We start from the raw sequence: 25,209 nt of genomic DNA, 5'->3' as shown, positions 1-25,209 counted from the left end.
TCGGGGACAGCGGAGTCCTCATCCTAGGCGGGGCTCTTGCCAGCGACCTGCGAGCGACGAGGGCCCCTCGTCTGGTAAGGGGGCCCTCGCGTCCGCGTCGTGGGGCGCGCGATCAGCAGGTCGGCAGGGCGTCCAGGTCGCCACCGGAGGAGATGGCGCCGAGCGCCGCCAGCGAGTCGTCGAGGGTCGCCACCGAGAACACGCGGAGGCCGTCCGGGACGTGCCCGCGCACCTCGTCGCAGTTCTCGGCGGGGGCGAGGAAGTACTCGGCTCCCGCGCGCTCGGCGCCGAAGAGCTTCTGCCGGATCCCGCCGATGGGGCCGACCTCGCCCGCCGCGTCGATGGTGCCGGTGCCCGCGATGGCCTTGCCGCCGGTGAGGGAGCCCTCCTCGAGCTTGTCCATGATCCCGAGCGCGAACATCATGCCGGCGCTCGGCCCGCCCACGTCGTCGAGCTGGATGTCGACCTCGAACGGGAACCGGTAGTCGGTCGAGGTGACGACGCCGATGACCGGCCGCCCGTCGCGCGCGGCGGGCGTGACCTCGACCGTGCTCTCCTGGCCGTCGCGCGTGATGGCGAAGGACAGCGGGGTGCTCGTGCCGGCCGCGGCGACGCGGGCCTGCAGGTCCGCCAGGTCGACGACGTCCGCGCCGTCGACCTGGCGGATCGCGTCGCCCGCGCGGAGCGCCCCCTCCGCGGGCGAGCCCGCCAGCACGCTCTGCACGTCGAGGGTCCGCGGCACCGGGATGTCGAGCTCGCCGAGGGCCGCGGCCACGGCGTCCTGCTGCGAGTCCGTCATCTGCACCTGGTTCTGGGCGTCGCGCTGCTCGGCCGTCTGGTCGGCCGGGAAGATCGCCTCCAGCGGCACGACGCTGCGGCTCGGGTCGAGCCAGGCGGAGACGACGGAGAACCAGTCGGGGCGCTGCTCGGGGTTGCCGACGACGCTCACCGTGAGCATGTCGAGGCGGCCGTCGGTGGGGTACGTCGGGCGGTCCGGGATGGAGATGAGCGGGCGCTCGGTGCCCTGGTGGTCGCTCGTGCCGAGGGTGTCGAACACCGGGCCCGGCTGCTCGATGACGTAGGGGGACGGCATCAGGCCGAGGGACAGGGCGAGGACGGCCCCGACGCCGGCGAGCACGCGGCCGACGCGGCGACGGCGCGGAGGCCGGGGTGCGCGGGGGGCGTGCTGGGCGAACAGGCTCATCCGGAGGTCCTCGCGGTCGGGGCGCGGCGGGCCGGGATGCGGCCGCCGGGCGGGTGACGGGGCGGCCCGAGGGGCCGCTGTTCGCGGCGGGCGGAAGCCGCGACGGCTCAGCCTAGGCGAATGCGGATGGGTTTCCCGTGGGCGCGGGCTAGCGTGGATCCACCGGCCGCGGCACCGCGGATCGGGAGCCAGATCCACCGGGAGGACCCCCATGGCCGACGAGCCCACCCCCGATCCCGAGGACGAGTTCCGCCGCATGCTCGCGCGCTTCCTGGGCGGCGACGGGCAGATCGACCCGGAGCGGCTCGCCGGCGCCGCCGGCCTCCCGCAGGACCCCGAGATGGTGCGCCAGCTCATCGCACAGCTGCAGGGCGCGCTCAGCAACAGCGGCGACGGCGTCGACTGGAAGGTGGCCCGCGAGGGCGCCCGCCAGCTCGCCGCGGCGGAGCAGACCCAGGTCACGGCGGCCGCGTCCGCGCCCCTCGACCAGGCCTTCCAGGTGGCCGCGCTCTGGCTCGACGAGGTCACCCACGTCAGCCAGCTCACCGTGGCGCCGCGCCTCATCACGCGCGCGCAGTGGACCGAGCTCACCATGCCCGTGTGGACGCAGCTCGCCGAGCCCGTCGCGCTCAGCATCGCCGACTCGCTCACCGAGGTGCTGCAGCAGAACGCGCCCGAGGAGATGCGCGGCATGGTCGCGGGCGCCGGCCGCATGATGCGGAACCTCGGTGGCACGCTCTTCGCCATGCAGCTCGGCCAGGTGGTCGGGCAGCTGTCCACCGAGGTCGTCTCCGGCGGCGACGTCGGCATCCCGCTCCTCGACGACCAGCAGGCCGCGCTCCTCCCCCAGAACGTCGCCGCATTCGGATCCGGCATCGACGTGCCCGACGACCAGGTCGAGATCTACCTCGCGGTCCGCGAGCTCGCGCACGCCCGCCTGTTCCGCCACGCGCGCTGGCTGCGGCTGCAGCTCATCACCTCCATCACGGAGTTCGCGAAGGGCGTGCACATCGACACCGAGCGGCTCGAGACGCTCGCCGAGGGCTTCGACCCGTCGAACCCCGAGGAGCTCCGCCAGGCCATGGTCGACGGATCCCTCATCCCGCCGAAGAGCGAGGCCCAGCTCGCCGCGCTGGGCCGCCTCGAGACGATGCTCGCGCTCATCGAGGGCTGGGTGGACGTGGTCACGGCCGCCGCCACCGTGCGCCTCCCCCGCGCGGACGCCATCGCCGAGACCGTCCGCCGCCGTCGCGCGACGGGCGGGCCCGCGGAGTCGGCCTTCGCCACGCTCGTGGGCCTCGAGCTCCGGCCGCGTCGCCTCCGCGAGGCGGCCGCCATGTGGCAGGCCGTCACGGACGCGGTCGGCGCCGAGGAGCGCGACCGGCTCTGGTCGCACCCCGACGTGCTGCCGACGAGCGAGGACGTCGACGCGCCGCACGCGCTCGTCGCGCGGCTCACGCAGGGCGAGCCCCAGCCGGACGAGGTCGACCAGGCGCTCGAGGACCTGCTGAGCGGATCCGACGCCGGGCGCCCCGTCGAGGACGGCCAGGGCCGCGCGACCGAGCCGGACGCGCCCACGGACGACCGCCCGGACGACGACGGTACGGATCCGCGCCCCGTCTGAGTCGCACCGCACCACCCGCCGAGGCCGGGGTCGCACCCGCGGCGCCGGCCTCGGCGCGTCTGCGGGGTCGTGCGCGTCGTCGGCGCCGTCCGCCCCTGTGGACGCGCCCGGCGCGAGGTCCGCGCGTCCGGCACTCTCCGCGCCCATGGCCATCCGACTCGATCCCCGCCTCCCCCTCGTCTGGCGCACGCCGGACTCCCTCCAGCTCGGCGTCGACCGCCCGCCCGTGGTGCTCACTGCCGTCTCCCGCCTCGACGAGCGCCTGCTCCACGCGCTCCGCACCGGCGTGAGCCGCGGCGGGCTCGACATGATCGCCGCGACCGAGGGCGCCGGACCGGCGCAGGTCACGCAGCTGCTCGACCTGGTGCGGCCCGCGCTGCTCCCGCCGGGCGACGACGGCCGGCCCGCGACGCCGACGGGACGGGTCGCGATCGTCGGCGCGGGTCCCACTGCCGACCGGATCGCCGACGCCCTCGCCCGCGCGGGGCACGACGTCCGGGCCGCGGCAGGGACGGCGCCCGTCGCGGATCCGCCCGACCTCGCCGTGATCGTGGCGCACTTCGCGATCGCGCCCGCCGTCTACGGGCGCTGGTCGCGCGCCGACGTGCCGCACCTGCCGGTCGTGCTCGGCGACCGGCACGTCGCGGTCGGTCCGCTGGTGGAGCCGGGCCGCACGGTCTGCTGCTACTGCCTCGACCTGCACCGGCGCGACGCGGATCCGGCGTGGCCCGCCCTCGCGACGCAGCTGCTCGGGCGCGACAGCGGATCCGAGGAGGGCCTCGTCGCGGGCGAGGTCGCGGCCCTCGCGGCGCGGCCGGCGCACCGCCTGCTCGCCACGGGCGAGAACCCGCTCGCCGGGCACCAGGCGCTGCTCGACGTGCGGACCGGGCGGATCAGCCGCCGCGCTTCGCGCCCCCACCCGCGATGCGGGTGTCGAGCTCTGCCAGGAACCGCGACGGCTCCCGCTGCCCCGATCGATGCGGTCCGCTCCGGCTCCACGACAGCCGCAGGCCGGATCGCGCGCGCGTGATCCCCACGTAGAGGAGGCGTCGCTCCTCGTCGACCGCCTCGAGCGTCTGCGCGTAGCTGATGGGCACGAGCCCCTCGCTGAGCCCCATCAGGTACACGTGCTCCCACTCGAGGCCCTTGGCGGAGTGCAGCGTCGCGAGCGTGACGGCCGAGACGGTCGGCTCGTGCTGGCCCGCCTGCCGCTCGAGCAGCTCGTCGGTGAACGCGCGGAAGGTGCTGCCCGCGGGCATCCGTTCGGCGAGGCCCATGATCGCGTCGAGCGACTCCCAGCGGTCGCGTACGGCGCCCTGCTGCTCGGGCGGCTGCTGGCTCCAGCCGAGGCCCCGGAGCACGTCGCTCACCGACTTGAACAGCGGCTCGCCGGAGATGGAGACGGACGCGCCGCGGAGCGCGAGGAGCGCCTGCTTGATCTCCGGGCGGTCGAAGAAGCGCTGGGATCCGCGCACCTGGTAGCTGACGCCCGCGTCGCCGAGGGCCTGCTCGAGCACGGCGGACTGGCCGTTCATCCGGTAGAGCACGGCGATGTCCTCGGGCGCGATGCCCGAGGAGATCTGCTGCGCGATCGCGCCCGCGACGGCCCGCGCCTCCGCGCCGTCGGACGGGAACGCGCTCACCTGCGGCGCGCGGAAGCCCTCGCCGCGGCCGGGGACGGCGGCGGATCCGCGGCCCTTCGCGCGGGCGGAGGCCGCGCCCGTGCCGTCGCCGTCGGGATCCGCGTCCGCCGACACGAGCGTGAGGGCGCCCGGCCGGCCGCGCATGAGGCGGTTCGCGGCCTCCGTGATGCCCGAGGTCGACCGGTAGTTCCGCTCGAGCCGCACGACGGTCGCCTCGGGGAAGCGCGACGCGAAGTCGAGGAGGTAGGCGCTCTTCGCGCCGGCGAAGGAGTAGATGGTCTGGCTGGCGTCGCCGACGACGCAGAGGTCGCGGCGGTCGCCCATCCAGAGGTCGAGGATCGTCTGCTGGAGCGGCGAGACGTCCTGGTACTCGTCGACCACGAAGAAGCGGTACTGCTCGCGCACCTGCTGCGCGACCCACGGCTCCGCCTCGATCATGCCGGCGGTGGCGAGCAGCACGTCCTCGAAGTCGAGCTGCCGGCGCTGGTCCTTGATGTCCTCGTAGGCCTGGAGGAGCGCGACCGCCTGGTCGGCGTCGAGCTGCGGCGGCAGCGTGCGCGTGGTGCGCGCGGCGAGGCCGTACTCCTCGACGGAGGTCATCGAGACCTTGCGCCACTCGACCTCGGCGGCCATGTCGCGGAGGGCGGCCGTGTCGAGGCGGAGGCGGAGGGACTCGGCGGCGTGGCCCAGCATCCGCCCCTTGCTCTCGATGAGGCGCGGCATGGTGCCGCCGACCACCTGCGGCCAGAAGAAGTTGAGCTGCTTGAGGGCGGCCGCGTGGAAGGTGCGGGCGGCGACGGGCCCCGCGCCGAGCTCGCGCAGGCGGCCGCGCAGCTCGGCGGCGGCGCGCGACGTGAAGGTCAGCGCCATCACCCGGTTGGGCGGGTAGACGCCGGCCTGGATCCCGTACGCGATGCGGTGCGTGATCGCGCGCGTCTTGCCCGTGCCGGCGCCCGCCAGCACGACGACGGGGCCGAGGAGCGCCTCGGCGGCGAGACGCTGCTGGTCGTCGAGCGCCTCGAGCAGGGACTCGGCGGTGGGGACGTCCTCCCCGGGCTCGTCGACGGCCTCGGGCACGGGGCCGAGGGCGATGGGCGCCGGGAGGGCGCCGGAGGGCCCGGATCCGTAGGGGTCGCGGCCGGGCGTCCCGGGGACGAGCTGGTCGGTCACGATCGGCGCGTCACCACTCCCGCTCGCCGTCGTCGAGGGGGCCGCCGTACCACTCCTCGATGATGGCGCGCGCGATGGACGACGGGCCGGGCAGCGCGATCTCGTCGAGCGCGCCGCGCAGCTCCTCGCGGCTGAACCAGCGCAGGTCGATGATCTCGGTGCCGTCCGGGGTCGCGGGCCCGCTCGTCGCGGAGACCCGCGCGAGGAAGCCGACCATCACGGAGGCGGGGAACGGCCACGGCTGGCTGCCGAGGTAGCGCGGGTCCTCGACGGTGACGCCGGACTCCTCGAGCACCTCGCGCTTCACGGCCGCCTCGAACGACTCCCCCGGCTCGACGAAGCCCGCGAGCAGCGAGTAGCGGTCGCCGCCCCACATGGCGTTCGCGCCGAGGAGCAGGCGGTCGTCCTGGTCGACGACGCCCATGATCACCGCGGCGTCGGTGCGCGGGAACACCTGCGAGCCGTCGGAGGGCGCGCGGCGCACCCAGCCGCCCTGCTCGACCACGGTCGGCTCGCCCGTCCTCGGCGAGAACGCGTGCGAGGCGTGCCAGTTCGCGGTGGCGAGGGCCTCGGTGAAGAGCGCGGCGTCGCGGTCGTCGAGCTGGACGGCGGTGGCGCGCAGCTCGATCCAGCGGTCCTCGGCGGGCTGCAGCTCGGCGGCGGCCGCGTCGGAGAGCACGGCGGCGACGACGGGCGTGCCCGCGGGCTCGCCCTCGTGCGCGATGGTCGTGCGGCCGAGGTAGATGCGCACGGTCGCGGCGGTGACGCGGTCGACCGGGAGGAGCTCGAGGGCGGCGCGGTCGTCGGCGATGGAGCCGAGCGCGCGGTGGCCGTGCATCGGCAGGACGCGCGTGGCCGGATCCGCCCACAGCTCGTCGAAGAGGGCGGGCGAGTCGCGGTTCAGGCCGTCGCGGTCGACGCCCTCGCGGGACAGGGGCAGGCGGGAGAGGAAGCTGTCGAGCACGGGAGACCAATCGACTTCGAGGGCGGACGGGCCGAGGGGCGGCGACGGCGGTGCCGAGGCCCCGCCGACGGTGCGCGGGTGGGGCCGGAAGCGCGTGGCGCGGTGAGACGGAGGGCTCCCAGCGACCTAACCTGTAAGGCATGGCCAGATCCCATCTCACTCTAGCCGCGTTGGCGACCTCGGCCGTCGCGGGGCTCGACGTGGTCCGCAGCACCCCCTTCACGGCCGGCGGCGCGGGCGACTTCGACTCCGCGCTCCTCACGACGGGGGACGGCCGCGAGCTCCTCGTGCGCGTGCCCACGACCCAGGCCTCCGAGTCCGAGCAGTCCGCCGACCTCGTGGCGCTGCGCGCGCTGAGCACCGGGATCCGCTCCCGCCTGCCGTTCCGCGTCCCCGAGTTCCTGGGGCAGGCGCCCATCAGGCCCACCCGCGGATTCGTGTACGAGCACGTGCCCGGTCGGGTCATCTCGCTCGACGAGATCCCCGCGGGCGCCGGCCTCGCGCGCTCCATCGGCGCCGCCGTCTCCGCCGTGCACAGCCTGCCGACCGGGTTCGTCGCCGACGCCGGGCTGCCCGTGCTCTCGGCCGCCGAGATCCACAGCCAGACCGCGGCGCTGATCGACCGGGCCGCCGCCACCGCGCTCGTGCCGAGCCTGCTGCTCTCGCGCTGGGAGGAGGCGCTCGACGACGCGTCGCTCTGGCAGTTCCAGCCCGCGGTCGTGAACGGCGCCGTGCAGGCCTCGTCCTTCCTCGTCGACGGCGACGACGTGACCGGCATGATCGGCTGGTCCGAGCTCCGCGTCGCCGACCCCGCGCACGACCTGCACTGGGTGCTGGGCGCGCGCGCCGAGCACGTCGCCGAGAGCGTGTTCCGCGCCTACAACGAGGCGCACCACGTCACGGTCGACCGCCAGCTCAAGCAGCGCGCGCTCCTCTACGCCGAGCTCGAGATCGCCCGCTGGCTGCTGCACGGCACCGACACGCGCAACCAGGGCATCATCGACGACGCCGTCAACATGCTCAGCGCGCTCGTCGACACCGTGCGCGCCGACGAGGGCCAGCGCATCGCGCACGAGACGCTGCCCGTGATGGACGTCGACCAGGTCGAGGAGATGCTCGACTCGCGTCCTCAGCCCACCGTCGGCCCCGACGGCCCGCGCGACCCGTCCGGCGTGCGCGCACCCGACCAGAGCGCCACGAGGTCCTCCTCGGAGTAGATGCGCTCCGGCTTCAGCGACCGGCCCTCGGCCACGAAGTAGAACTCCGCGTCGATGAGCTCCGGGTCGATGCCCCGCCACTTCGCGAAGGCGAGGCGATAGAGGGCGAGCTGGAGCTGCTTCAGCTCGAGGTCGGCCGCGTCCTTCGGGGTGCGGCCGGTCTTCCAGTCGACGACCCGGTACCGGCCGTCGATGAGGAACACCGCGTCGATCTTGCAGATGACGACCTGCCCGGCGAGCTCCATGTGGATCTCGACCTCGACCTCCTCGGGCTTCCGCGACGCCCACTCACTCGCCTCGAAGGTGGCGCGCAGCCGGTCGAGGTCCTCCTGCTCCACGGGCGGCTCGGTCGGATCCGCATCGAGCTCGACGCCGGACGCGTCGATGACGTCGGCCGTGCCCGCGGGCCCGTAGCGCGCCTCGACCCAGCCGTGGAAGAGCGTGCCGAGCCGCGTCTGCCGGTAGGGGCGCTCCGGCATGGGGCGGCGCAGGCGCGCGGCGACGCCCGCGGGGTCGCTCACGAAGTCCTTGAAGCGCGAGGCCGGGATGCGGGTGGGCAGGTCGACGAGCTCGGCGTCGCGCGCTCGGGCGTCGCGCTCGGCGAGGAGCAGGTCGATGTCGCGGGTCCAGACGGTCTCGGCGTGCGGATCCGCGACCGTGACGGCCTCGGCGGCCGCGCGCACGCGGGCCTCGCGCGGACCGAGCGGCGGCAGCGGCCAGGCGACGCGGGCGGATCCGGGCTCGAGCGGGTTCTCCTCGAGCTCGGGCGCCTCGGGCAGCGCGTCCGGCGCGATGAGGCCCACCTCCTGGATCTCGCGGAGGAACGCGCCGGGCCCGCGCGGCTTCTGCTGCGTGGACCAGAACGATCCGGAGAGGAGGAGGTCCGACCGCGTGCGCGTGACGGCGACGTACGCGAGGCGGCGCTGCTCGGCGGCGTTGCGCTCCTCGAGCTCCTCGCCGAACGCCTCCATGGCCTCCGCGAACTCCTTCTGCGTCTCCACGCCGCGCCAGGCGAGCGACGGCAGCTCGGCGGAGTCGCCGCGGAACTCGAACGGCAGGGCGCCGAACGCGACCCAGCCCCTCTTCTCCCGGAGCGTGCCGGGCAGCTCGCCCTCGACCATGCGCGGCACGGCGACGACGTCCCACTCGAGGCCCTTGGAGCCGTGGATGGTGAGGATCTGCACGGTGCCGGGCTCCGGCTCCTCCGTGCGCGGCGCGAGGTTGTCGCGTCGCTCCGCCTCGGCGAGCCAGGCGAGGAACGGGCCGAGCGTGCCCGCGGTGTCGCCCTGGAGGTAGCCGGCCACCTGCTCGGTGAAGGCCTCGAGGCTGGCGCGGCCGAGGGGATCCGTCTCGTTGGCGGCGACCTCGATGTCGAGCAGCAGCTCCTGCTGCACGACCGTGACGAGGTCGACGAGGTCGAGCCCGACGCGCGAGCGGAGCACCTGGAGCTGGCGCCCGGCGGCGCGGAGCCGCGTGAGGCCCTCGGCGCTGAAGCCGTCGAGCGCGCGGTGGCCCTCGGGCGCGCCGACGACGAAGTCGAGCGCGTCGACGACGGAACCCACCTCGTCCGGCACGACGGAGGCGCGCAAGCCCGCCCGCACCTCGGCGGCGAGCTCCTTCTGCGCGGGATCGCGCGCCATGAGCCAGGACGCGACGCGGGACAGCGCGTGCACGTCCTTCGTGCCGATGCGCCAGCGGGCGCCCGTGAGGAGGCGCACCAGCTCGCTGCCCGCGGTGGGGTCGTGCAGCACGCGGAGCACGCACACGAGGTCGACCACGGCCGGCTGGTCGAGGAGGCCACCGAGCCCGAGCACGCGGAACGGCACGCCGCGGTCGGCGAGCGCGGTCGTGAACGGCTCGATGGTCTTGAGCGACCGGCAGAGCAGGGCGGCCGAGCGGGGCCGGTCGCCGGATCCGGGCTGCCGCAGCCGGCCGGCGAACCACGCGGCGACGCTCGCGGCCTCGTCGGCGACGGTCTCCTCGTAGGCCACATCGAGCCGGCCGTCGCCCGCGTCCGGGCGCGGCTCGAGGCGCGCCACGGGGATGCGCGACGCCGCGGTGAGCGGCTCGACGATGCGGTTCGCCGCGCCGAGCACCGACGCCGGGTTCCGCCAGCTCGTGGAGAGGGCGTATACGGGCACGTCGGCCGCGACGGCGCCCGCGGGCGCGAAGTCGGCCCCGAAGCGCGCGAGGTTGGCCGCGCTCGCGCCGCGCCAGCCGTAGATGGACTGGTGCGGATCCCCCACGGCCATGACGGGCGTGCCGCCGAAGAGCGTGGCGAGGAGCCGGGTCTGCACGACGGAGGTGTCCTGGTACTCGTCGAGGAGCACGACGCGGAAGCGCCGCCGGTGCTCGGCGACGACCTGCGGCACCCGCTCGCAGATGGCGAGCGCGAACGCGACCTGGTCGCTGTACTCCACGAGGCCGCGCCGGGTCTTCTCCTCCTGGAACCGCACGGCGAGGTCGACGAGCGGCGGCAGCGCGCCGACGGCGGCGACGGCCTCGGCCGCGGGCGCCTTCCTGATGCGCGCGGATCCGAAGGGCAGCTCCTCGAGGCGGGTGAACGCCCCGGCGAGACGCACGACCTCGGCCGGGTCGGCGACGTTCTCGCTCATCGCGCGGCTGAGGGAGATGACGGCCTGCGTGATGGGATCCACCCCGCGCCCGAGCTCGAGCAGCCGCGGGTCGGTGCTCTCCACCACGAGCCGGCGCGCGAGCTGCCAGGCGGACGCCTCCGTGAGCACGACCGACTCGGCCTCGCGCCCGATGAGCGTGGCGCTGTCGCGGAAGATGCCGTTCGCGAAGGCGTTGTAGGTCTGCACGGTGGGCGTCGCGAAGGCGTCCGCGGGGACGGCCGTGAGGCCCGCCTGCTGCAGCTGCTCGATGCGCGCGCGGATCCGCACCCCCAGCTCGCCGGCGGCCTTGCGCGTGAAGGTGAGGCCGAGGATCTCCTCGACGCCCACGTGCCCGTTCGCGAGCAGCCACACGACCCGGCTCGCCATGGTCTCGGTCTTGCCGCTGCCCGCGCCGGCGACCACGAGGCCCGGCTCGAGCGGCGACTCGATGACGCGCCGCTGCTGCTCCGTGGGGCTCGGCAGGCCGAGGGTCTCCGCGATGCGGCGCGCGCTGACCGCGCCGCCCGCCGCGGCAGCCTCGCCGGTCTCGCCGGTCTCGCCGGCCACCCCGCCGCCGGTCGCGCCCGCGCCGCTCACGCCGACACCGCCCGCACGAGGTGGATGCGGTACCGCCGGGCCGACCCCGGATCCCGCTCCCCCAGGTCCGGCGTGCCCTCGAAGGTCGCGCCCGCCATGCCCGCGGCCGCGTCGGCGATGCGCGCGCGGAACCCGTCGAGCTCCTCGCGCGTGAGCGGCTCCTGCGGCAGCTCGCGGTACGGCAGCCCGCGCGCGCCGCCCGACACGTAGAGCAGCTTCGCGCCGCCGGACGCGGCGTCGGCGGGCACCTGCTCGAGCGCGCCCTCGACGAACGCGAGCTGGTACGAGCCGAGCTGCGCGTGGGCGGGGATCTCCGCCCGCGTGGGGAAGTGGCGCCCGGTCTTGAGGTCGACGATGACCACGCGGCCCTCCGGCGTCAGCTCGATGCGGTCGATCATGCCGCGCAACCGCGCGACGCCCACCTCGAGCTCGAAGGAGCCCTCGGCGGCGAGCATCCGGCCGCCGGCGCCCGCGAAGTCGCGGAGGTATCCGCTGACGCCCGCGATGAGCTCGCCGGCCTGGCGCCGCTCGCGCTCCCCCACCCACGGCGACTCGAAGGGCAGCTCGCCCCAGCGCTCGTCGAGGCGGACCTCGAGCGCGGCCGGGTGCAGATCGGCGTCGGGGTCGAGGCTCGCCTCCTCCATGACGGCGTGCACGATGGTGCCGATGCCCATGGCGGTGCTCGTGGATCCGCCGGACGCCTGGTCGATGAACCAGTTGAGCGGCGAGCGCTCGAACGCCTCGAGGCGCGAGGGCGAGACGGGCACGCGGGCCTCCGGGTCGGCGAGGTCGACGACGGGCTCGGTCGTGGACGGCTCCCGCAGCCCGTACCACTCGGCCGGATCCGCGCCCGTCACGCCCTCCGCCGCGAGCCGCGCGAGGGCGGCCGCGGCGGCGCGGCCGCGCTCCCGCGTGGCGTCGGCCAGGCGGCGCGCGGTGCGGTCGCCGGAGACGACGCGGCCGTCCTCCAGCAGGACGGCGTCGCGGTGGACGACCGCGAGCTCCCGCCGGAGCGCGCCGACGAGCCCGCGGAGCGACAGCGGGTGGTCGGGCCGGATCCGCAGCGCGGCGGGCGCGTCCTTCGCCACCCGCCCCGACTCGGCGCCCGCCTCCGCCTCGGCGAGCCCGGGCGCGGGCGGCACGAGGCGCAGGAACGGCGACGGCGCCTCCTCGTCGTTGGCGGTGGCGCTCAGCACCACGACGCGGGAGGCGCGCGAGACGGCGAGCGCGAGCATCCGCAGCTCGTCGGAGAGGACCTCGGCGCGCTCGTCGACGTCGACGCGGTCGAGCCCGCGCGCGACCGCGGAGAGGCGCTGCGGGTGCAGCAGGGATCCGCGGAGCCGCAGGTTCGGCCAGACGCCCTCCTGCATCGCGGCGACGGCGACGACCTCGTAGCCGGCGCCCACGACGGCGGAGGGCGTGGCGACGAGCACGGTGTCGGCGAGCGGTTGCGGCGAGAGCGTGTCCTCGGGCACCTCGGCGCCGAGCAGCTCCTCGACGAAGTCGGAGGCCGGACGGCCGGGGTTCCGCTCGACGAAGCGTCGCGCGGCCGTGAACAGGGCGACCACGCCGTCGAGGTCGCGGTTGGCCTGGTCGGCGACGATGCCCGTCTGCAGCGCCTGCTCGAACCACGGGCCGGCGAGACGCGAGCCCTCCCACAGGTGCCAGAGCAGCTCCTCGATGGTGCCGTCCGCGGCGGCGAGCTCGCGGGCGCCCTGCAGCGTGCGGGCGAGCCGGGCGAGGCGGCGCGCGGGCGCGAGGTCGAGCGTCTCGAGCCGGCCGGGCGCGGCGAGCGCCTCCACCAGCAGCTCGTCGCTCGACCGGCGGCCCTCGCCCGCGAGCTCCTCCTGGCGCATCGCGAGCCGGAGCCGACGGAGGGCCACGCCGTCGAGACCGCCGAGGGGACCCGTGGCGAGCTCGGCCGCGATGTCGGGCGTGAGCGGCACGCGGCCGAGCACCACGTCGACCGCGCGGATGAGGGCGAGCGCCGCGAGGTCGTCGCGGAGCGCGCGGCCGGCGACGGCGGTGCGCGTGGGCACCTCGGCCGTGGCGAGGCTGCGGGCGACCTGGGGCACGAGGGATCCGGAGCGCACGAGCACGACCATGCGCGCCCACGGGACGCCGCCGAGCAGGTGCTCCTCGCGGAGGCGGCGGGCGAGGCGCGCCAGCTCGATGGCGCGCGTGGGCGCCTCGATGACCTGGATCGGGTCGGCGTCGTCGACGAGGCCCGGCGCGGATCCGGCCTGCCGCTGCCGCCCGGCGCCCGCCGCGCCGATGCGCGCCGTGACCGCGGACGTGAGCGCCCGGAGCGCGGGCGGCTGCCGGTGCACGCGGTCGAGCACGAGGGTGACGAGCTCCGGGAGCCCGAGCACGGTGGACAGCCGGCCGAGCGCGGCGGCCTCGGCGCCGCGGAAGGTGGCCGCGGCCACGTCCGGGTCGCCGAACGCCACGACGTCGGCGCCGCGCGCCGCGAGCGCCTGGAGGAGGGAGAGCGTGGCGGCGGTCGCCTCGTGCAGGTCGTCGGCGACGACCAGGCGGATGCCCGTGAGCGCCTCCCCGCGGGCCACGAGGAGCACGGCCTCCGCGAGCAGCTCCGCGCTGTCGAGGTGGTCTCCGCGGAACGAGTCGACGACGTCCTCGTACTCGCGGGCGAAGTCCGCCGCCGCGATCCACTCGGGCACGCCGTGCGCGCGGCCGAGGTCGGCGAGCGCGTCGGGGCGCACGCGCTCCTCGGTCGCCCGCATGAGCAGCTCGCGCAGCTCGGTGCGGAACGCGCGCAGCCGTCGCACCTCGACGCCCAGCGGATCCGGCCAGGCCGGACCGGTGCCCAGCTCCTCGTGCCCGGCGAGGAGGTCGGCGATGATCTGGTCCTGCTCGGCGCCCGTGAGCAGCCGCGGCGGCGCGGTCGCCGTCTCGGCGGCCCGCCGGGCGAGCACCTCGAAGGCCACCGACGTGGCGGTGCGGGCGAGCGGGCCGAGCGTGGGGACGCCGACGCGCAGCGCGAGCTCGTCGCGGAGGCGCGTGGCGGCCGCGCGCGACGGGGCGAGCACGAGGACCTCGGACGGGTCGAGCCCGTGGACGAGGATCCGGTCGGCGACGAGCTCCCGCAGCGTGGTGGTGCGACCCGACCCGGGCGCGCCCAGCACGGCGGCGCTCGCCCCGACGGGGAGTTCCACGACCGCGCGCTGCGACGGGTCCAGCTCGACCACGGGGTCGGCGCCGCCCGGGGCGGACGCGACGGGCGGCTGGCGGAATCCCCGGATGGTCACGGACCCACGCTACCGGCGACCCCCGACGTCGCCGGATCCGCGGACGGGCGGCCGCCCGACGGGCCGGACGCGGCGCCCCGTCCGCCCTCAGTGAACGCCGCGGGGTCGCGCATCCGGGTGCCCTAGCCTGAGGGAGCACCGTCGCATCCGACGCATCGAAAGGCACCTCCCGTGGAAATCCGTATCGGCCTCGTCAACACCGCCCGCGAGCTCTCCTTCAGCACCAAGCAGACGCCCGAGGAGGTCCAGGAGACCGTCGCCGCGGCCGTCCGCGACTCCGCGCCGTTCCTCTCCTTCACCGACGAGAAGGGCGCGACGCACCTCGCCGTCACCGCGCACCTCGCCTACGTCGAGCTCGGCAGCGCGGACGCCCCGCGCATCGGCTTCGTCCGCTAGCCCGCCTCCGACCGTGGAGCTCCTCTTCGTCGCGCTGTTCGGCGCCCTCATCGGCCTCGTCGCCCGGTACGCGCTGCCGCACCGCGGCACGCACGGCGCGCTCCTGGTGCCCGCGGTCGGCACGGTCGCCGCGATGGCCGCCTGGGTCGCGCTCACCTGGGCGGGCCTCCGCTGGGACCAGGGCGTCATCTGGATCGCCACGCTCGGCGTCTCGGCCCTGGCCGCCGCGGGCGTCGACCTCGTCCTGGGGCGGCGCCGGTCCGCCGCGGACGCGCGCGCCCTGGCCGCCATCGGCGGCTGACCCGAGCCCCGCACGACCAGACGCCCGGTCCCCCGAGGGGCCGGGCGTCGTCGCGTCCGGGCGGTCGTCGAGGACCGCGGCGCGTCAGGCGGTGAGCCCGAGCGCGTCCATGCGCCGGGTGTGCGCCGTGATGATGCCGGCGAACACGGGCTCGAGGTGCACGCGCGCGTCGGCCGGATCCGCGAGGGACGCCCGCATGGCGGTACCCGCCACGAGCAGCGTGTCGCCCACGAGACGGCGGCCCCACATCGCGAGCCGCGACGCGAGGCGGGGGTCGCGGCGGATGCCCGCGCGCACCGCGTCGACGATGCCCTGCTGCCCGACGCCCGAGGAGAGCAGCACGACGACGCGCTGGCGCTGGTCGGAGGGGAGGGCGGAGGCGAGGCGCACGAAGAAGTCGTCGAGCAGCCCGGTGGTGACGTAGGAGGAGATGAGGCTCTCGTACCAGTCGGCGCCCGCGACGACGCCGACGAAGCGGTCGAAGGCCGCGCGGTGCGGCTCCATCACGACGCTCGGCTCGCCGCCCAGCCGCTTGATCTCCGCGGCGAGCGCCTGGTGCTTGCCGAGCGCGATGCCGGCGGCCGTCGAGACGGCCTCCTTGCCGGCGAGGTCGGGCGCCTCGGTCACGGCCCGCGACAGCGTCTCGAAGACGGTGAGCTGCAGGTACGCGGCGGCGCCGAGGAAGCGGAGGGTGTCGGGCGAGAAGTCGTCGACGCTCACGGTCGGCGACGCGGCGCGGCGCTTCGACTCGCCGCGGGACCTGACCCGGGGCGCCTCGATCGTCGTCGACCGGCGTCCGAACATCTTGAGCACGTGGCCAGTGTAAAGGGCGCGGGAGGCGGCGTCCGGGCCCCCGCCCGCTAAACTCGCCGGTGGTCCCTCAACGGAAGGGCCCCATCGCGCCCGCAGAGAAGCAGACCGGGCGTGGACCGCACCGCTAGACAGGGCACAACGTGACTTTCACCGAACTGAACATCGACGAGGACATGGTCCAGGCGCTCGCCGACCACGGGATCCTCGAACCCTTCCCCATCCAGGAGCAGACCATCCCCCTGGCGCTGTCCGGCCAGGACATCATCGGCCAGGCCAAGACGGGCACCGGCAAGACCTTCGGCTTCGGCCTCCCGCTCATCCAGCGGCTCGGCCTCACCCCCGAGCCCGGCGTGCAGGCCCTCGTGGTCGTGCCGACGCGCGAGCTCGCCGTGCAGGTCACCGAGGACCTCCAGCTCGCCACCGCGAACCGCGCCACCACCGTCGTCTCCATCTACGGCGGCAAGGCGTACGAGGGGCAGATCGAGCAGCTCAAGGCCGGCGCGCAGATCGTCGTCGGCACCCCGGGCCGCCTCCTCGACCTCGTGGGCCAGCGCCTGCTCTCGCTCCAGGGCGTGCGCGAGATGGTGCTCGACGAGGCCGACAAGATGCTCGACCTCGGCTTCCTCTCCGACATCGAGAAGCTCTTCGCGCAGACGCCGGCCGTGCGCCACACGATGCTGTTCTCGGCCACCATGCCGGGCCCGATCGTCGCGCTCGCCCGCCGCTTCATGACGAAGCCGATCCACATCCGCGCCACCGACCCGGACGAGGGCCTCACGCAGGCGAACATCCGCCACCTCGTCTACCGCGCGCACAACATGGACAAGGACGAGGTCATCGGCCGCATCCTGCAGGCCGAGGGCCGCGGCAAGACCGTGATCTTCACGCGCACCAAGCGCGCCGCCGCCCGCCTCGTCGAGGAGCTCAACGACCGCGGCTTCAACGCCGCCGCCGTGCACGGCGACCTCAACCAGGAGCAGCGCGAGCGGGCCATGGCCGCGTTCAAGGCGGGCAAGAAGGACATCCTCATCGCGACCGACGTCGCCGCGCGCGGCATCGACGTGCTCGACGTCACCCACGTGATCAACCACACGATCCCCGAGGACGACAAGGCGTACCTGCACCGCGTCGGCCGCACGGGCCGCGCGGGCAAGACCGGCATCGCGGTCACGTTCGTCGACTGGGACGACCTGCACAAGTGGGCGCTCATCAACCGCGCCCTCGAGTTCGGCCAGCCCGAGCCCACCGAGACGTACTCGTCGTCGCCGCACCTCTTCACCGACCTCGACATCCCGGCCGGGTCCAAGGGCCGCCTCCGCGCGACGCCCACGGTCAACCCGGACGGCACCCCGCGCGAGCGTCCCGGCAGCCGCGGCTCCGACGGCGGCCGCTCCGGCGGGCGAGACGGCGGACGCGACGGCAGCCGCGGCAACGACCGCTCCGGCGGGCGCGGCGGCGAGCGCGAGGGCGGACGCTCGCGCTCGCGCAGCGGCTCCTCCTCCTCGTCGACCCCCGCCGAGGCGACCGCGGTCATCGGCAGCGAGCAGCCCGACACCGCCGGCGGCCACGACGCCCCGCGTCCCGACGGCGAGACGCGCCCGCGCTCGCGCAACCGCCGCCGGCGCAGCGGCGGCGACCGCCCCACCGCCACGGCCTAGGAGCCGCGCAGCGCATCGCACGACGAGAGGGGCCGCATCCACCGGATGCGGCCCCTCTCTCGCGTCCTCCGCCGACGGCGTCGTCGGGCGCGGTCGGCGTCGGGGCGACCACCATCCGGTCGCCCGCGGCTCCCGCCGCGTCAGGCCGCGGGCACGGGCACGACCGGCGCCCACCCCGTCGCGCGCTCGACGATGCGCGCGAGCACCGCCGGCTCCGTGGAGTTCTCGGCCAGCCGGTTGGGCTTCCCCGCGCCGTGGTAGTCGCTGGATCCCGTGACCTCGAGCCCGAACCGCTCGGCGAGCTCCGTGAGCCGCACGCGCGACGCGGGCGGGTTGTCGCGGTGCCGCACCTCGACGCCGAAGAGGCCGGCGGCGACGAGCGCGGTCATCCGCGAGTCCGAGAGCACGCGCTCGGGGCCGCGGGCGCCCGGGTGCGCGAGGACCGCGAGGCCGCCGGCCGCGGTGATGAGCTCGACGCCGAGGATCGGGTCGGGCGCGTAGTGGGGCCGGTAGTAGCCGCCCTGCCAGTGCAGGATGCTCTCGAACGCGGCCGTGCGCGTGGCCACGTGCCCGCGCGCGACGAGCGCGTCGGCGATGTGCGGCCGGCCGATGGTGCTGCCCGGCGTCGTCTGCGCGAGCACGTCGTCCCACGTGAGCGCGTAGTCCTTGGCGATGCGGCCGACCATCGCCTCGGCGCGCGTCATGCGCTCCCCGCGGACGCGCGCGGTCATGGCGGCGAGGTCCGCGTCCTCGGGATCGAAGAGGTAGGCGAGGACGTGCACGCTCGCGTACTCGAGCTGCGTGCTCATCTCCATGCCGGGCACGAGCGTGATCCCGTGGGCGAGCGCCGCGGCGGACGCCTCGGCCCAGCCCGCGGTGGAGTCGTGGTCGGTGAGGGCCACGGCCGACAGGCCCTGCCGCGCGGCCTGCGCGACGAGCTCGGCGGGCGCCTCGGTGCCGTCGGAGACGGAGCTGTGCGTGTGCAGGTCGATGGGACCCGGCTGCTCGTCCGGCATCCTGCGATCCTATCCGCCGCACCGGCCGCTCCCCGCCGCGGGGCCCCGCGGCGGCGCTCTCCCAGAGAGCCGCCATAGTGTGGAACGCGTCATGGGTCGGGTCGTCGGAGCAGCTGTCATCCTCGTCACGGCCGCCGGCCTCCTCGTCATCACATGGCCCCAGCTCCTCGGCCTCGAGCAGACGTACCTCGTGGCCCACGCCGTCGCCATCCGCGGCGGGCTCGTCGCCGCGGCGGCCGCGGTGCTCGTCGTGGTCCTCGTCCTCTGCCTGGCGATCCGGCCGGGCCGGCGCCTCCTCGGGAGCCTCGCGCTGCTGCTCGCGCTCTTCATCGGGGCGAACAGCGCGGTCCTCGCGACGCGCGGCGCGGGTGACACGGCGTTCGCCGCCCCGCAGGACGCCGACGTCACGGTCCTGTCCTGGAACACCCTCGGCGGCGCGACCGGCGCCCGCGCGGTGGCCGACCTCGCCATCGAGTCCGGCGCCGACGTCATCACGCTGCCGGAGACGCGCGAGGAGACCGGCGCGGAGATCGCCGTCATGATGCGCGACGCCGGCCGCCCCATGTGGGTCCGGACCGTCGCCTTCGACGACGTGGCGGCGGCGCGCTCCACCACCATCCTCATCAGCGCGGCCTACGGCGACTACCGGCTCGACGAGTCGCGCGGCACCACGAGCGTGCTGCCCACGGTCATCATGGAGCCGGTCGACGGGAAGGGGCCCGTGATCATGGCCGTGCACCCCGTCTCCCCCATCCCCGAGCAGATGGACAACTGGCGCGCCGACCTCGCCTGGCTCGGCCAGCGCTGCGACGAGGGCAACGTGATCATCGCGGGCGACTTCAACGCGACGCTGGACCACATGAGCCGCTACGGCGGCACGCCCACCGAACGCGACCAGGTCACCGACCTCGGCCAGTGCGTCGACGCGGCGCGCGCGTCCGGCAACGGTGCCGTCGGCACCTGGCCGACCGGGATCCCCGCCCTCCTCGGCACGCCCATCGACCACGTCATGGCCACGCCAGGGTGGGAGGTCACGGGCTTCCGCGTCGTCGAGGACCGCGACGGCGCCGGCAGCGACCACCGCCCGATCATCGCCCAGCTGACCCCGCTGCGCTGATCCCGCGCGCCGCTCCCCCGTCCCGTCCGGCCGCGACGCCGCCCGGAGCAGGTGGGATGATCGACGGATGGCCGAGAACACCGACACCGCGTCCGAGACCGCCCCCGCCGACATCGCCGCCGACCCGGCCGCGACGCTCGCGACGACCGAGACGCCGGCCCCGGCCGTCACCGCGCCCGCGGGCGCGCCGGCCACCGGATCCGGGGCCGCCCCCGTCCCCCGCGCCACCTCCAACCGCAGCACCACCCCCGCGAGCACCGCCTTCAGCGACTTCGTCTCGACGAACTGGGCCGACCGCGAGGAGGTCGACCCGCCCGCCCGCGAGCAGGCGCCGTTCGCCGCCGACCGCCGCCGCCGCCTCTCCGCGCTCCACGTGGGCACGCGCCTCGTGATCCCCGCGGGCCGCCTGAAGCAGCGCAGCAACGACACCGACTACCCGTTCCGCGCCCACTCGGCCTTCGCCCACCTCACGGGCTGGGGCGCCGACAGCGAGCCCGGCGCCGTGCTCGTCCTCGAGCCCGTCGCCGAGGGCTCATCCGCCGACGGCTCCGCGCACGAGGCGACCCTCTACTTCCGCGAGCGCGCCGGCCGCGACAGCGACGAGTTCTACGCGAACGCCGAGATCGGCGAGTTCTGGATCGGCCCGCGTCCGTCGCTCCGCCAGGTCGCGGCCGACCTCGGCCTCGCCACCGCGCCCCTCGCGGACGTCGACGACGCCATCGCCGCGGCGGGCGCCGTCCGCGTGGTCCGCGAGGCCGACGCCGTGATCGCCTCGCGCGTCGACGCCGCCCGGGCAGCGGCCGGCGACGGCGACGCGGAGGACGACGGCGACGCGCTCCTCGCCCGCGACGCCTCGGAGCTCCGCCTCGTCAAGGACGCGTACGAGATCCGCCAGATGCGCGAGGCCGTCGACGCGACGGGGCGCGGCTTCTCCGACGTCATCGCCGACATGCCCGCCGTGCTCGCCCACGCGCGCGGCGAGCGCGTCGTCGAGGGCGTGTTCAACGCGCGCGCCCGGGCCGACGGCAACGCGGTCGGCTACGACACCATCGCGGCGTCCGGCCCGCACGCCTGCATCCTGCACTGGACCCGCAACGACGGCCGCGTCGTGCCCGGCGACCTGATCCTCGTCGACGCCGGCGTGGAGCTCGACAGCTACTACACGGCCGACATCACCCGCACCCTGCCCGTCTCCGGCACCTTCACCGACGTGCAGCGCGAGGTCTACGAGGCCGTGCGCGAGGCGGCGGACGCGGCGCTCGCGATCGTGCGCCCGGGCATCCGCTTCCGCGAGGTGCACGCCGCCGCGATGCAGGTCATCGCGCGCAGGGTCGCCGACTGGGGCATGCTGCCCGTCACGGCGGAGGAGGCCCTCGAGGCGGACAACCAGCACCACCGCCGCTACATGGTGCACGGCACGAGCCACCACCTCGGGCTCGACGTGCACGACTGCGCGCAGGCCCGCCGCGACATGTACATCGACGGGATCGTCGAGGCCGGCATGGTCTTCACGATCGAGCCGGGGCTGTACTTCCAGCCCGACGACCTCACGGTGCCGGAGCGCTTCCGCGGCATCGGCGTGCGCATCGAGGACGACATCCTCGTCACGCGCGACGGCGCCGAGAACCTGTCCGCGGGGATCCCGCGCACGGCCGACGAGGTCGAGGCGTGGATGGCGGGCCGCGCCTAGCGCGCCCCGCGCGGGGAGGGCGCGTCAGGCGCCCTGCGCGCCCTGCTCCCCCACGGGCCGGTCGGTCGACGTGGGCGGCGCGGTCGGCTCCGGGGCGTCGGATCCGCCCTGTCCCGGCACGCGCTCCCCGTAGGGGCCGGCCGGACGCGACGCGGGAGGCGCGTCCGCGGGCGTCGGGGCGGTCACGACCGGCTCGCCGTACACCGAGGTGGTCGGGGCGCCGAGGCCCAGCACGTTCCGTGCCCGGTGCAGCGAGTCTGGCTCGACCACCACGGAGTAGCTCGTCGCGATGACCTGCATGACCGAGGTGAAGTCCCGGCGGCGGCGGGTGATGCTGTAGCTGACGATGCCGAAGATGGCGCCGAACCCGAGGCCGATGATGATCGCGCCGATGACCGACGACACGTTGGGGACGGGCGAGAAGAGGAACGTGACGAGGCCGAGGAAGAGGCCGAGCCACGCGCCGCTCGCGCCGCCGGCCGCCGCGGCCCGCGCGTAGGTGAGCTTGCCGGTGACGCGCTCGACGCTCGTGAGCTCGTTGCCGACGATGCTCACCTGCGTGACCGGGAAGTCGGCCTCGGCGAGCGCGACGACGGCCTTCTGGGCCTCGTCGTAGGTGTCGTAGGTGGCCACGGGCTCGCCCTTCGGGAGCTGGGGCATGCGCGCGCGGGGGGTGCGTCCGATCAGTGGGGAGGTCACCCGTCCAGTGTTCCACGGGGGGCCGGGAGGGTGCAGGGCGACCGACTAGATTGGCCTCGTGAGCGCCTCCCGAGTCTTCGTCGCCCGGCTCGCCGGGTGCAGCGTGTTCGACCCCGCAGGCGACCGCGTCGGCCGCGTGCGCGACGTGCTCGTCGTCTACCGCAAGGACGATCCGCCGCGCGTCGTGGGCCTCATCGTCGAGGTGCCGGGCAAGCGGCGCGTGTTCCTCTCCATCGGGCGCGTCACGAGCATCGGCTCCGGGCAGATCATCACCACGGGGCTCATCAACCTGCGCCGCTTCGAGCAGCGCGGGGGCGAGGTGCGCGTCATCGCCGAGATCCTCGGCCGCCGCGTGAGCATGCGCGACGGATCCGGCACCGCCGTCATCGAGGACGTCGCCATCGAGGAGTCCCGCCAGGCCGAGTGGGAGGTCGCGCAGCTGTTCTGCCGCCGTCCCCGCACGAGCCCCTCGCCCTTCGCCAAGGGCGCCACCCTCTTCGCCGGATGGGAGGAGGTCGCCGAGCTGCAGGACGAGGGCGTCGCCCAGTCCGCCTCGCAGTTCCTGGCCGCCTACTCCGACCTGCTCCCGGCCGACCTCGCCAACACCCTCCTCGACCTCCCCCAGGCGCGGCGCCTGGAGGTCGCGGAGGAGCTGCCCGACGCCCGCCTCGCGGACGTGCTCGAGGAGATGCCGGAGTCGCAGCAGGTCGAGATCATGGCGACCCTCGACGACGACCGCGCGGCCGACGTCCTCGACCAGATGCAGCCGGACGACGCGGCGGACCTCATCGCGCAGCTCTCCGAGGAGCGCGGCGAGGCCCTCCTCGAGCTGATGCAGCCGGAGGAGGCGGACGACGTGCGCATGCTCCTCAGCTACGCGCCGGACACCGCGGGCGGCCTCATGACCACGGACCCGGTCATCGTCTCGGGCGACGCGACCGTCGCGGAGGGCCTCGCGCTCATCCGCCGCCACGAGCTCGCGCCCACTCTCGGCGCCGCCGTGTGCGTCACGCTGCCGCCGTACGAGCCGCCGACCGGCCGGTTCCTCGGCATGGTGCACTTCCAGCGGATGCTGCGCTACCCGCCGCACGAGCGCCTCGGCACGCTCCTCGACCAGGGCCTGGAACCCGTGCGCGCCGACACGAGCGCGGCCGAGGTCTCCCGGATCATGGCGAGCTACAACCTCGTCTCCGTTCCCGTGGTGGACGAGAACCACCGCCTGGTCGGCGTGGTCACCATCGACGACGTGCTCGACCACCTGCTGCCGGACGACTGGCGCAGCGCCGACGCCGAACGCGAGACGCGCAAGCGCGCGACCGCCCGGTTCCACGGCACGGCCACGGCCGCCATCCCCATCGCAGGACCCGTACGAGGACGGAGGATCCCCCGTGGCACGGCAGAGTAACCGCGACATCCGCCTGGACGCCCCCAAGGGCCTCCGCACCACCGTCCTCCCGCTGCGCACGCGCGGCAGCAGCGACCGGTTCGGCCGCTTCACCGAGTCCATCGCGCGCGGCATGGGCACGCCCTGGTTCCTCGTGGGGCTCACCGCGTTCTGCGTCGCGTGGATCGGCTACAACACGTACGGCCCGGAGTCCGCGCGCTTCGACTCGGCGGCGCTCGGCTTCACGGCGCTCACGCTGATCCTGTCGCTCCAGGCCTCGTACGCGGCGCCGCTCATCCTGCTCGCGCAGAACCGCCAGGACGACCGCGACCGGGTGCAGATCGAGCAGGACCGCCAGCGCGCCGAGCGCAACGTGGCGGACGTCGAGTACCTCGCCCGCGAGGTCGTGTCGCTCCGCCTGCAGATGAAGGACGTCGCGTCGAAGGACTTCATCCGCGCGGAGCTCCGCCAGCTCCTCGAGGAGCTCGACCGCCGCGACGACCCCGAGGCCGACGAGGCCGAGGGCACCGCCGGGGCCGGCGGACCCGGCAGCCGCAGGACGCATGGCCGCTGACGCGCCCGGCGCCCCTCCGGCGACCGCCGACGACGTCCGGCGCGCGCTCGGCCGGGTCGTGGATCCCGAGATCCGCCGCCCCATCACCGAGCTCGACATGGTCTCCGACGTGCGCGTCGAGGGCGACGGCGTCGCGCACGTCGACATCGCGCTGACCATCGTCGGCTGCCCGGCCGCGACCTCCATCGAGCGCGACGTCCGCGAGGCCGTCACCGCCGTGCCGGGCGTCGCGCGGATCGAGCTCACGGTCGGCGTGATGAGCCCCGAGCGTCGACGCGCGCTCACCGAACGGCTGCGCGGTCCGGCCGCCCAGCGCGGCATCCCCTTCGGGCCCGACAGCCTCACGCGCGTCTACGCGGTCACGAGCGGCAAGGGCGGCGTCGGCAAGTCCACGCTCACGGCTAACCTGGCGGTCGCGTTGGCGGCGAAGGGCCTCGCGGTGGGCCTCGTCGACGCCGACGTGCACGGGTTCTCCATCCCGGGCATCCTCGGCCTCGTCGACGCCGACGGCCGCACCGCCCAGCCCACGCGCGTCGGCGACATGATCCTGCCGCCCGTCGCGCACGGCGTGAAGGTCATCTCCATCGGCATGTTCCTCGACCCCGACGCCGCCGGCGGCACCGCCGTCTCCTGGCGCGGGCCGATGCTGCACCGCACCATCCAGCAGTTCCTCACCGACGTGTTCTTCGGCGACCTCGACGTGCTGCTGCTCGACCTCCCGCCCGGCACGGGCGACGTCGCCATCACCGTGGGGCAGCTGCTCCCCCACGCCGAGGTGCTCGTCGTCACGACGCCGCAGCCCGCGGCCGCGGACGTCGCCGAGCGCAGCGGGCTCGTCGCGCGGCAGACGGGGCAGCGCGTGGTCGGCGTCGTCGAGAACATGGCCGGGTTCGTGCAGCCGGACGGATCCGTGCTGGAGCTCTTCGGGTCGGGCGGCGGCGACGAGGTCGCCCGCCGGCTGTCCATCGGCCAGGACGCGCCCGTCCCGCTCCTCGCGAGCGTGCCGCTCAGCCTCGCCCTCCGCACGGGCGGCGACGCGGGCGCCCCCGTCGTCCTCGCGGCGCCGGCCGATCCGGCGGCCCAGCGGATCCAGGAGGTGGCGGACCACCTCGCCTCCCGCGGCCGCGGCCTCGCGGGCCGCCGTCTCGGCCTGTCCGTCTCCTAGGAGCTCCGAGACCGTCGCCCGGTCGTCCCTCGACGCTGACGGCCCCGGACGTGCGAGGAGGACGGCAGCCCGCGGGCTGCCGTCCTCCTGGTT

18 protein-coding genes and 1 pseudogene are annotated in these 25,209 nt (G+C 75.3%); 11 read left to right on the top strand and 8 right to left on the bottom strand.

Features of this window, described 5'->3' with window-relative positions; genetic code table 11:
• Positions 1 to 112 precede the first annotated feature (112 nt).
• Complete coding sequence (locus FGG90_RS01870) at positions 113 to 1,204, bottom strand: YlbL family protein (protein ID WP_094130964.1); 1,092 nt, start codon at positions 1,202 to 1,204, stop codon at positions 113 to 115.
• Positions 1,205 to 1,415: 211 nt separating this feature from the next.
• Here FGG90_RS01870 and FGG90_RS01865 point away from each other — a divergent pair, with 211 nt between their 5' ends.
• Together FGG90_RS01865 and FGG90_RS01860 are read left to right on the top strand one after the other, a co-directional pair.
• Positions 1,416 to 2,828, top strand: coding sequence for a zinc-dependent metalloprotease (locus tag FGG90_RS01865; protein WP_094130966.1), 1,413 nt, complete (start codon positions 1,416 to 1,418; stop codon positions 2,826 to 2,828).
• 145 nt (positions 2,829 to 2,973) lie between these two features.
• Positions 2,974 to 3,759, top strand: a pseudogene (locus tag FGG90_RS01860) (TOMM precursor leader peptide-binding protein); the annotation flags it as partial.
• Here FGG90_RS01860 and FGG90_RS01855 read toward each other — a convergent pair.
• Both FGG90_RS01855 and nudC read right to left on the bottom strand, forming a co-directional pair.
• Entirely contained in the window at positions 3,722 to 5,641 is a 1,920-nt protein-coding gene (locus FGG90_RS01855; protein WP_094130970.1) for an ATP-dependent helicase, read from the bottom strand. The pseudogene FGG90_RS01860 and the gene FGG90_RS01855 sit on opposite strands and share 38 nt — an antisense overlap.
• Positions 5,642 to 5,651: 10 nt before the next feature.
• On the bottom strand, positions 5,652 to 6,605 hold the full coding sequence (gene nudC / locus FGG90_RS01850; RefSeq protein ID WP_094130972.1) for an NAD(+) diphosphatase: 954 nt from the start codon (positions 6,603 to 6,605) through the stop codon (positions 5,652 to 5,654).
• Between the two features lie 140 nt (positions 6,606 to 6,745).
• Between nudC and FGG90_RS01845 the strand changes: the two genes are divergently transcribed.
• Positions 6,746 to 7,822 (top strand): phosphotransferase, encoded by a 1,077-nt coding sequence (locus FGG90_RS01845; protein ID WP_094130974.1) that lies wholly within the window; start codon positions 6,746 to 6,748, stop codon positions 7,820 to 7,822.
• On the opposite strand, the gene FGG90_RS01840 is transcribed toward FGG90_RS01845, so the two are convergent.
• Together FGG90_RS01840 and FGG90_RS01835 are read right to left on the bottom strand one after the other, a co-directional pair.
• Entirely contained in the window at positions 7,735 to 11,034 is a 3,300-nt protein-coding gene (locus FGG90_RS01840) for a UvrD-helicase domain-containing protein (RefSeq protein ID WP_378143268.1), read from the bottom strand. The genes FGG90_RS01845 and FGG90_RS01840 overlap by 88 nt on opposite strands.
• Positions 11,031 to 14,303, bottom strand: a complete 3,273-nt coding sequence (locus tag FGG90_RS01835) for an ATP-dependent helicase (RefSeq protein WP_094130976.1) — start codon at positions 14,301 to 14,303, stop codon at positions 11,031 to 11,033. The genes FGG90_RS01840 and FGG90_RS01835 overlap by 4 nt, the downstream gene beginning before the upstream one ends.
• A gap of 171 nt (positions 14,304 to 14,474) precedes the next feature.
• Between FGG90_RS01835 and FGG90_RS01830 the strand changes: the two genes are divergently transcribed.
• The gene (locus tag FGG90_RS01830; protein WP_094130978.1) at positions 14,475 to 14,699 is read left to right on the top strand and encodes a DUF3107 domain-containing protein; all 225 of its coding nucleotides are present in this window, start codon (positions 14,475 to 14,477) and stop codon (positions 14,697 to 14,699) included.
• A 13-nt stretch (positions 14,700 to 14,712) separates the two neighbouring features.
• The gene (locus FGG90_RS01825) at positions 14,713 to 15,000 is read left to right on the top strand and encodes a hypothetical protein (protein WP_094130980.1); all 288 of its coding nucleotides are present in this window, start codon (positions 14,713 to 14,715) and stop codon (positions 14,998 to 15,000) included.
• Positions 15,001 to 15,084: 84 nt separating this feature from the next.
• Here the strand turns inward: FGG90_RS01825 and FGG90_RS01820 are convergent, their stop codons facing one another.
• A complete protein-coding gene (locus FGG90_RS01820) occupies positions 15,085 to 15,804 on the bottom strand; it encodes a ferritin-like fold-containing protein (protein ID WP_237583554.1) in 720 nt (239 codons plus the stop codon).
• A gap of 149 nt (positions 15,805 to 15,953) precedes the next feature.
• Between FGG90_RS01820 and FGG90_RS01815 the strand changes: the two genes are divergently transcribed.
• The gene (locus tag FGG90_RS01815; RefSeq protein WP_094130984.1) at positions 15,954 to 17,471 is read left to right on the top strand and encodes a DEAD/DEAH box helicase; all 1,518 of its coding nucleotides are present in this window, start codon (positions 15,954 to 15,956) and stop codon (positions 17,469 to 17,471) included.
• 140 nt (positions 17,472 to 17,611) lie between these two features.
• Here FGG90_RS01815 and FGG90_RS01810 read toward each other — a convergent pair whose 3' ends face one another.
• The gene (locus FGG90_RS01810) at positions 17,612 to 18,487 is read right to left on the bottom strand and encodes a PHP domain-containing protein (RefSeq protein ID WP_094130986.1); all 876 of its coding nucleotides are present in this window, start codon (positions 18,485 to 18,487) and stop codon (positions 17,612 to 17,614) included.
• A gap of 91 nt (positions 18,488 to 18,578) precedes the next feature.
• Between FGG90_RS01810 and FGG90_RS01805 the strand changes: the two genes are divergently transcribed.
• Both FGG90_RS01805 and FGG90_RS01800 read left to right on the top strand, forming a co-directional pair.
• A complete protein-coding gene (locus FGG90_RS01805; RefSeq protein ID WP_094130988.1) occupies positions 18,579 to 19,604 on the top strand; it encodes an endonuclease/exonuclease/phosphatase family protein in 1,026 nt (341 codons plus the stop codon).
• A 67-nt stretch (positions 19,605 to 19,671) separates the two neighbouring features.
• Entirely contained in the window at positions 19,672 to 21,294 is a 1,623-nt protein-coding gene (locus FGG90_RS01800) for an aminopeptidase P family protein (protein WP_210433076.1), read from the top strand.
• Between the two features lie 24 nt (positions 21,295 to 21,318).
• Here FGG90_RS01800 and FGG90_RS01795 read toward each other — a convergent pair whose 3' ends face one another.
• Positions 21,319 to 21,993, bottom strand: coding sequence for a YflT domain-containing protein (locus FGG90_RS01795; RefSeq protein ID WP_094130990.1), 675 nt, complete (start codon positions 21,991 to 21,993; stop codon positions 21,319 to 21,321).
• A gap of 58 nt (positions 21,994 to 22,051) precedes the next feature.
• On the opposite strand from FGG90_RS01795, the gene FGG90_RS01790 reads away from it, so the two are divergent.
• From FGG90_RS01790 to FGG90_RS01780, 3 genes are read left to right on the top strand one after another with little or no spacing between them, the layout of a single operon-like run.
• On the top strand, positions 22,052 to 23,398 hold the full coding sequence (locus tag FGG90_RS01790; RefSeq protein WP_094130992.1) for a magnesium transporter MgtE N-terminal domain-containing protein: 1,347 nt from the start codon (positions 22,052 to 22,054) through the stop codon (positions 23,396 to 23,398).
• A complete protein-coding gene (locus FGG90_RS01785) occupies positions 23,382 to 23,951 on the top strand; it encodes a DUF1003 domain-containing protein (protein ID WP_094130994.1) in 570 nt (189 codons plus the stop codon). The genes FGG90_RS01790 and FGG90_RS01785 overlap by 17 nt, the downstream gene beginning before the upstream one ends.
• Positions 23,941 to 25,116 carry an Mrp/NBP35 family ATP-binding protein gene (locus FGG90_RS01780; protein ID WP_094130996.1) on the top strand — a complete coding sequence of 392 codons (1,176 nt, stop codon included), beginning with the start codon at positions 23,941 to 23,943 and terminating at the stop codon, positions 25,114 to 25,116. The genes FGG90_RS01785 and FGG90_RS01780 overlap by 11 nt, the downstream gene beginning before the upstream one ends.
• The last annotated feature ends 93 nt before the right edge of the window (positions 25,117 to 25,209 follow it).

The organism is Clavibacter michiganensis subsp. tessellarius (assembly GCF_021922985.1).
Classification (GTDB): Bacteria; Actinomycetota; Actinomycetes; order Actinomycetales; family Microbacteriaceae; genus Clavibacter; species Clavibacter tessellarius.
Note: the sequence above shows the minus strand (reverse complement) of the source record. Positions and strands in the feature narration are given on the sequence as shown.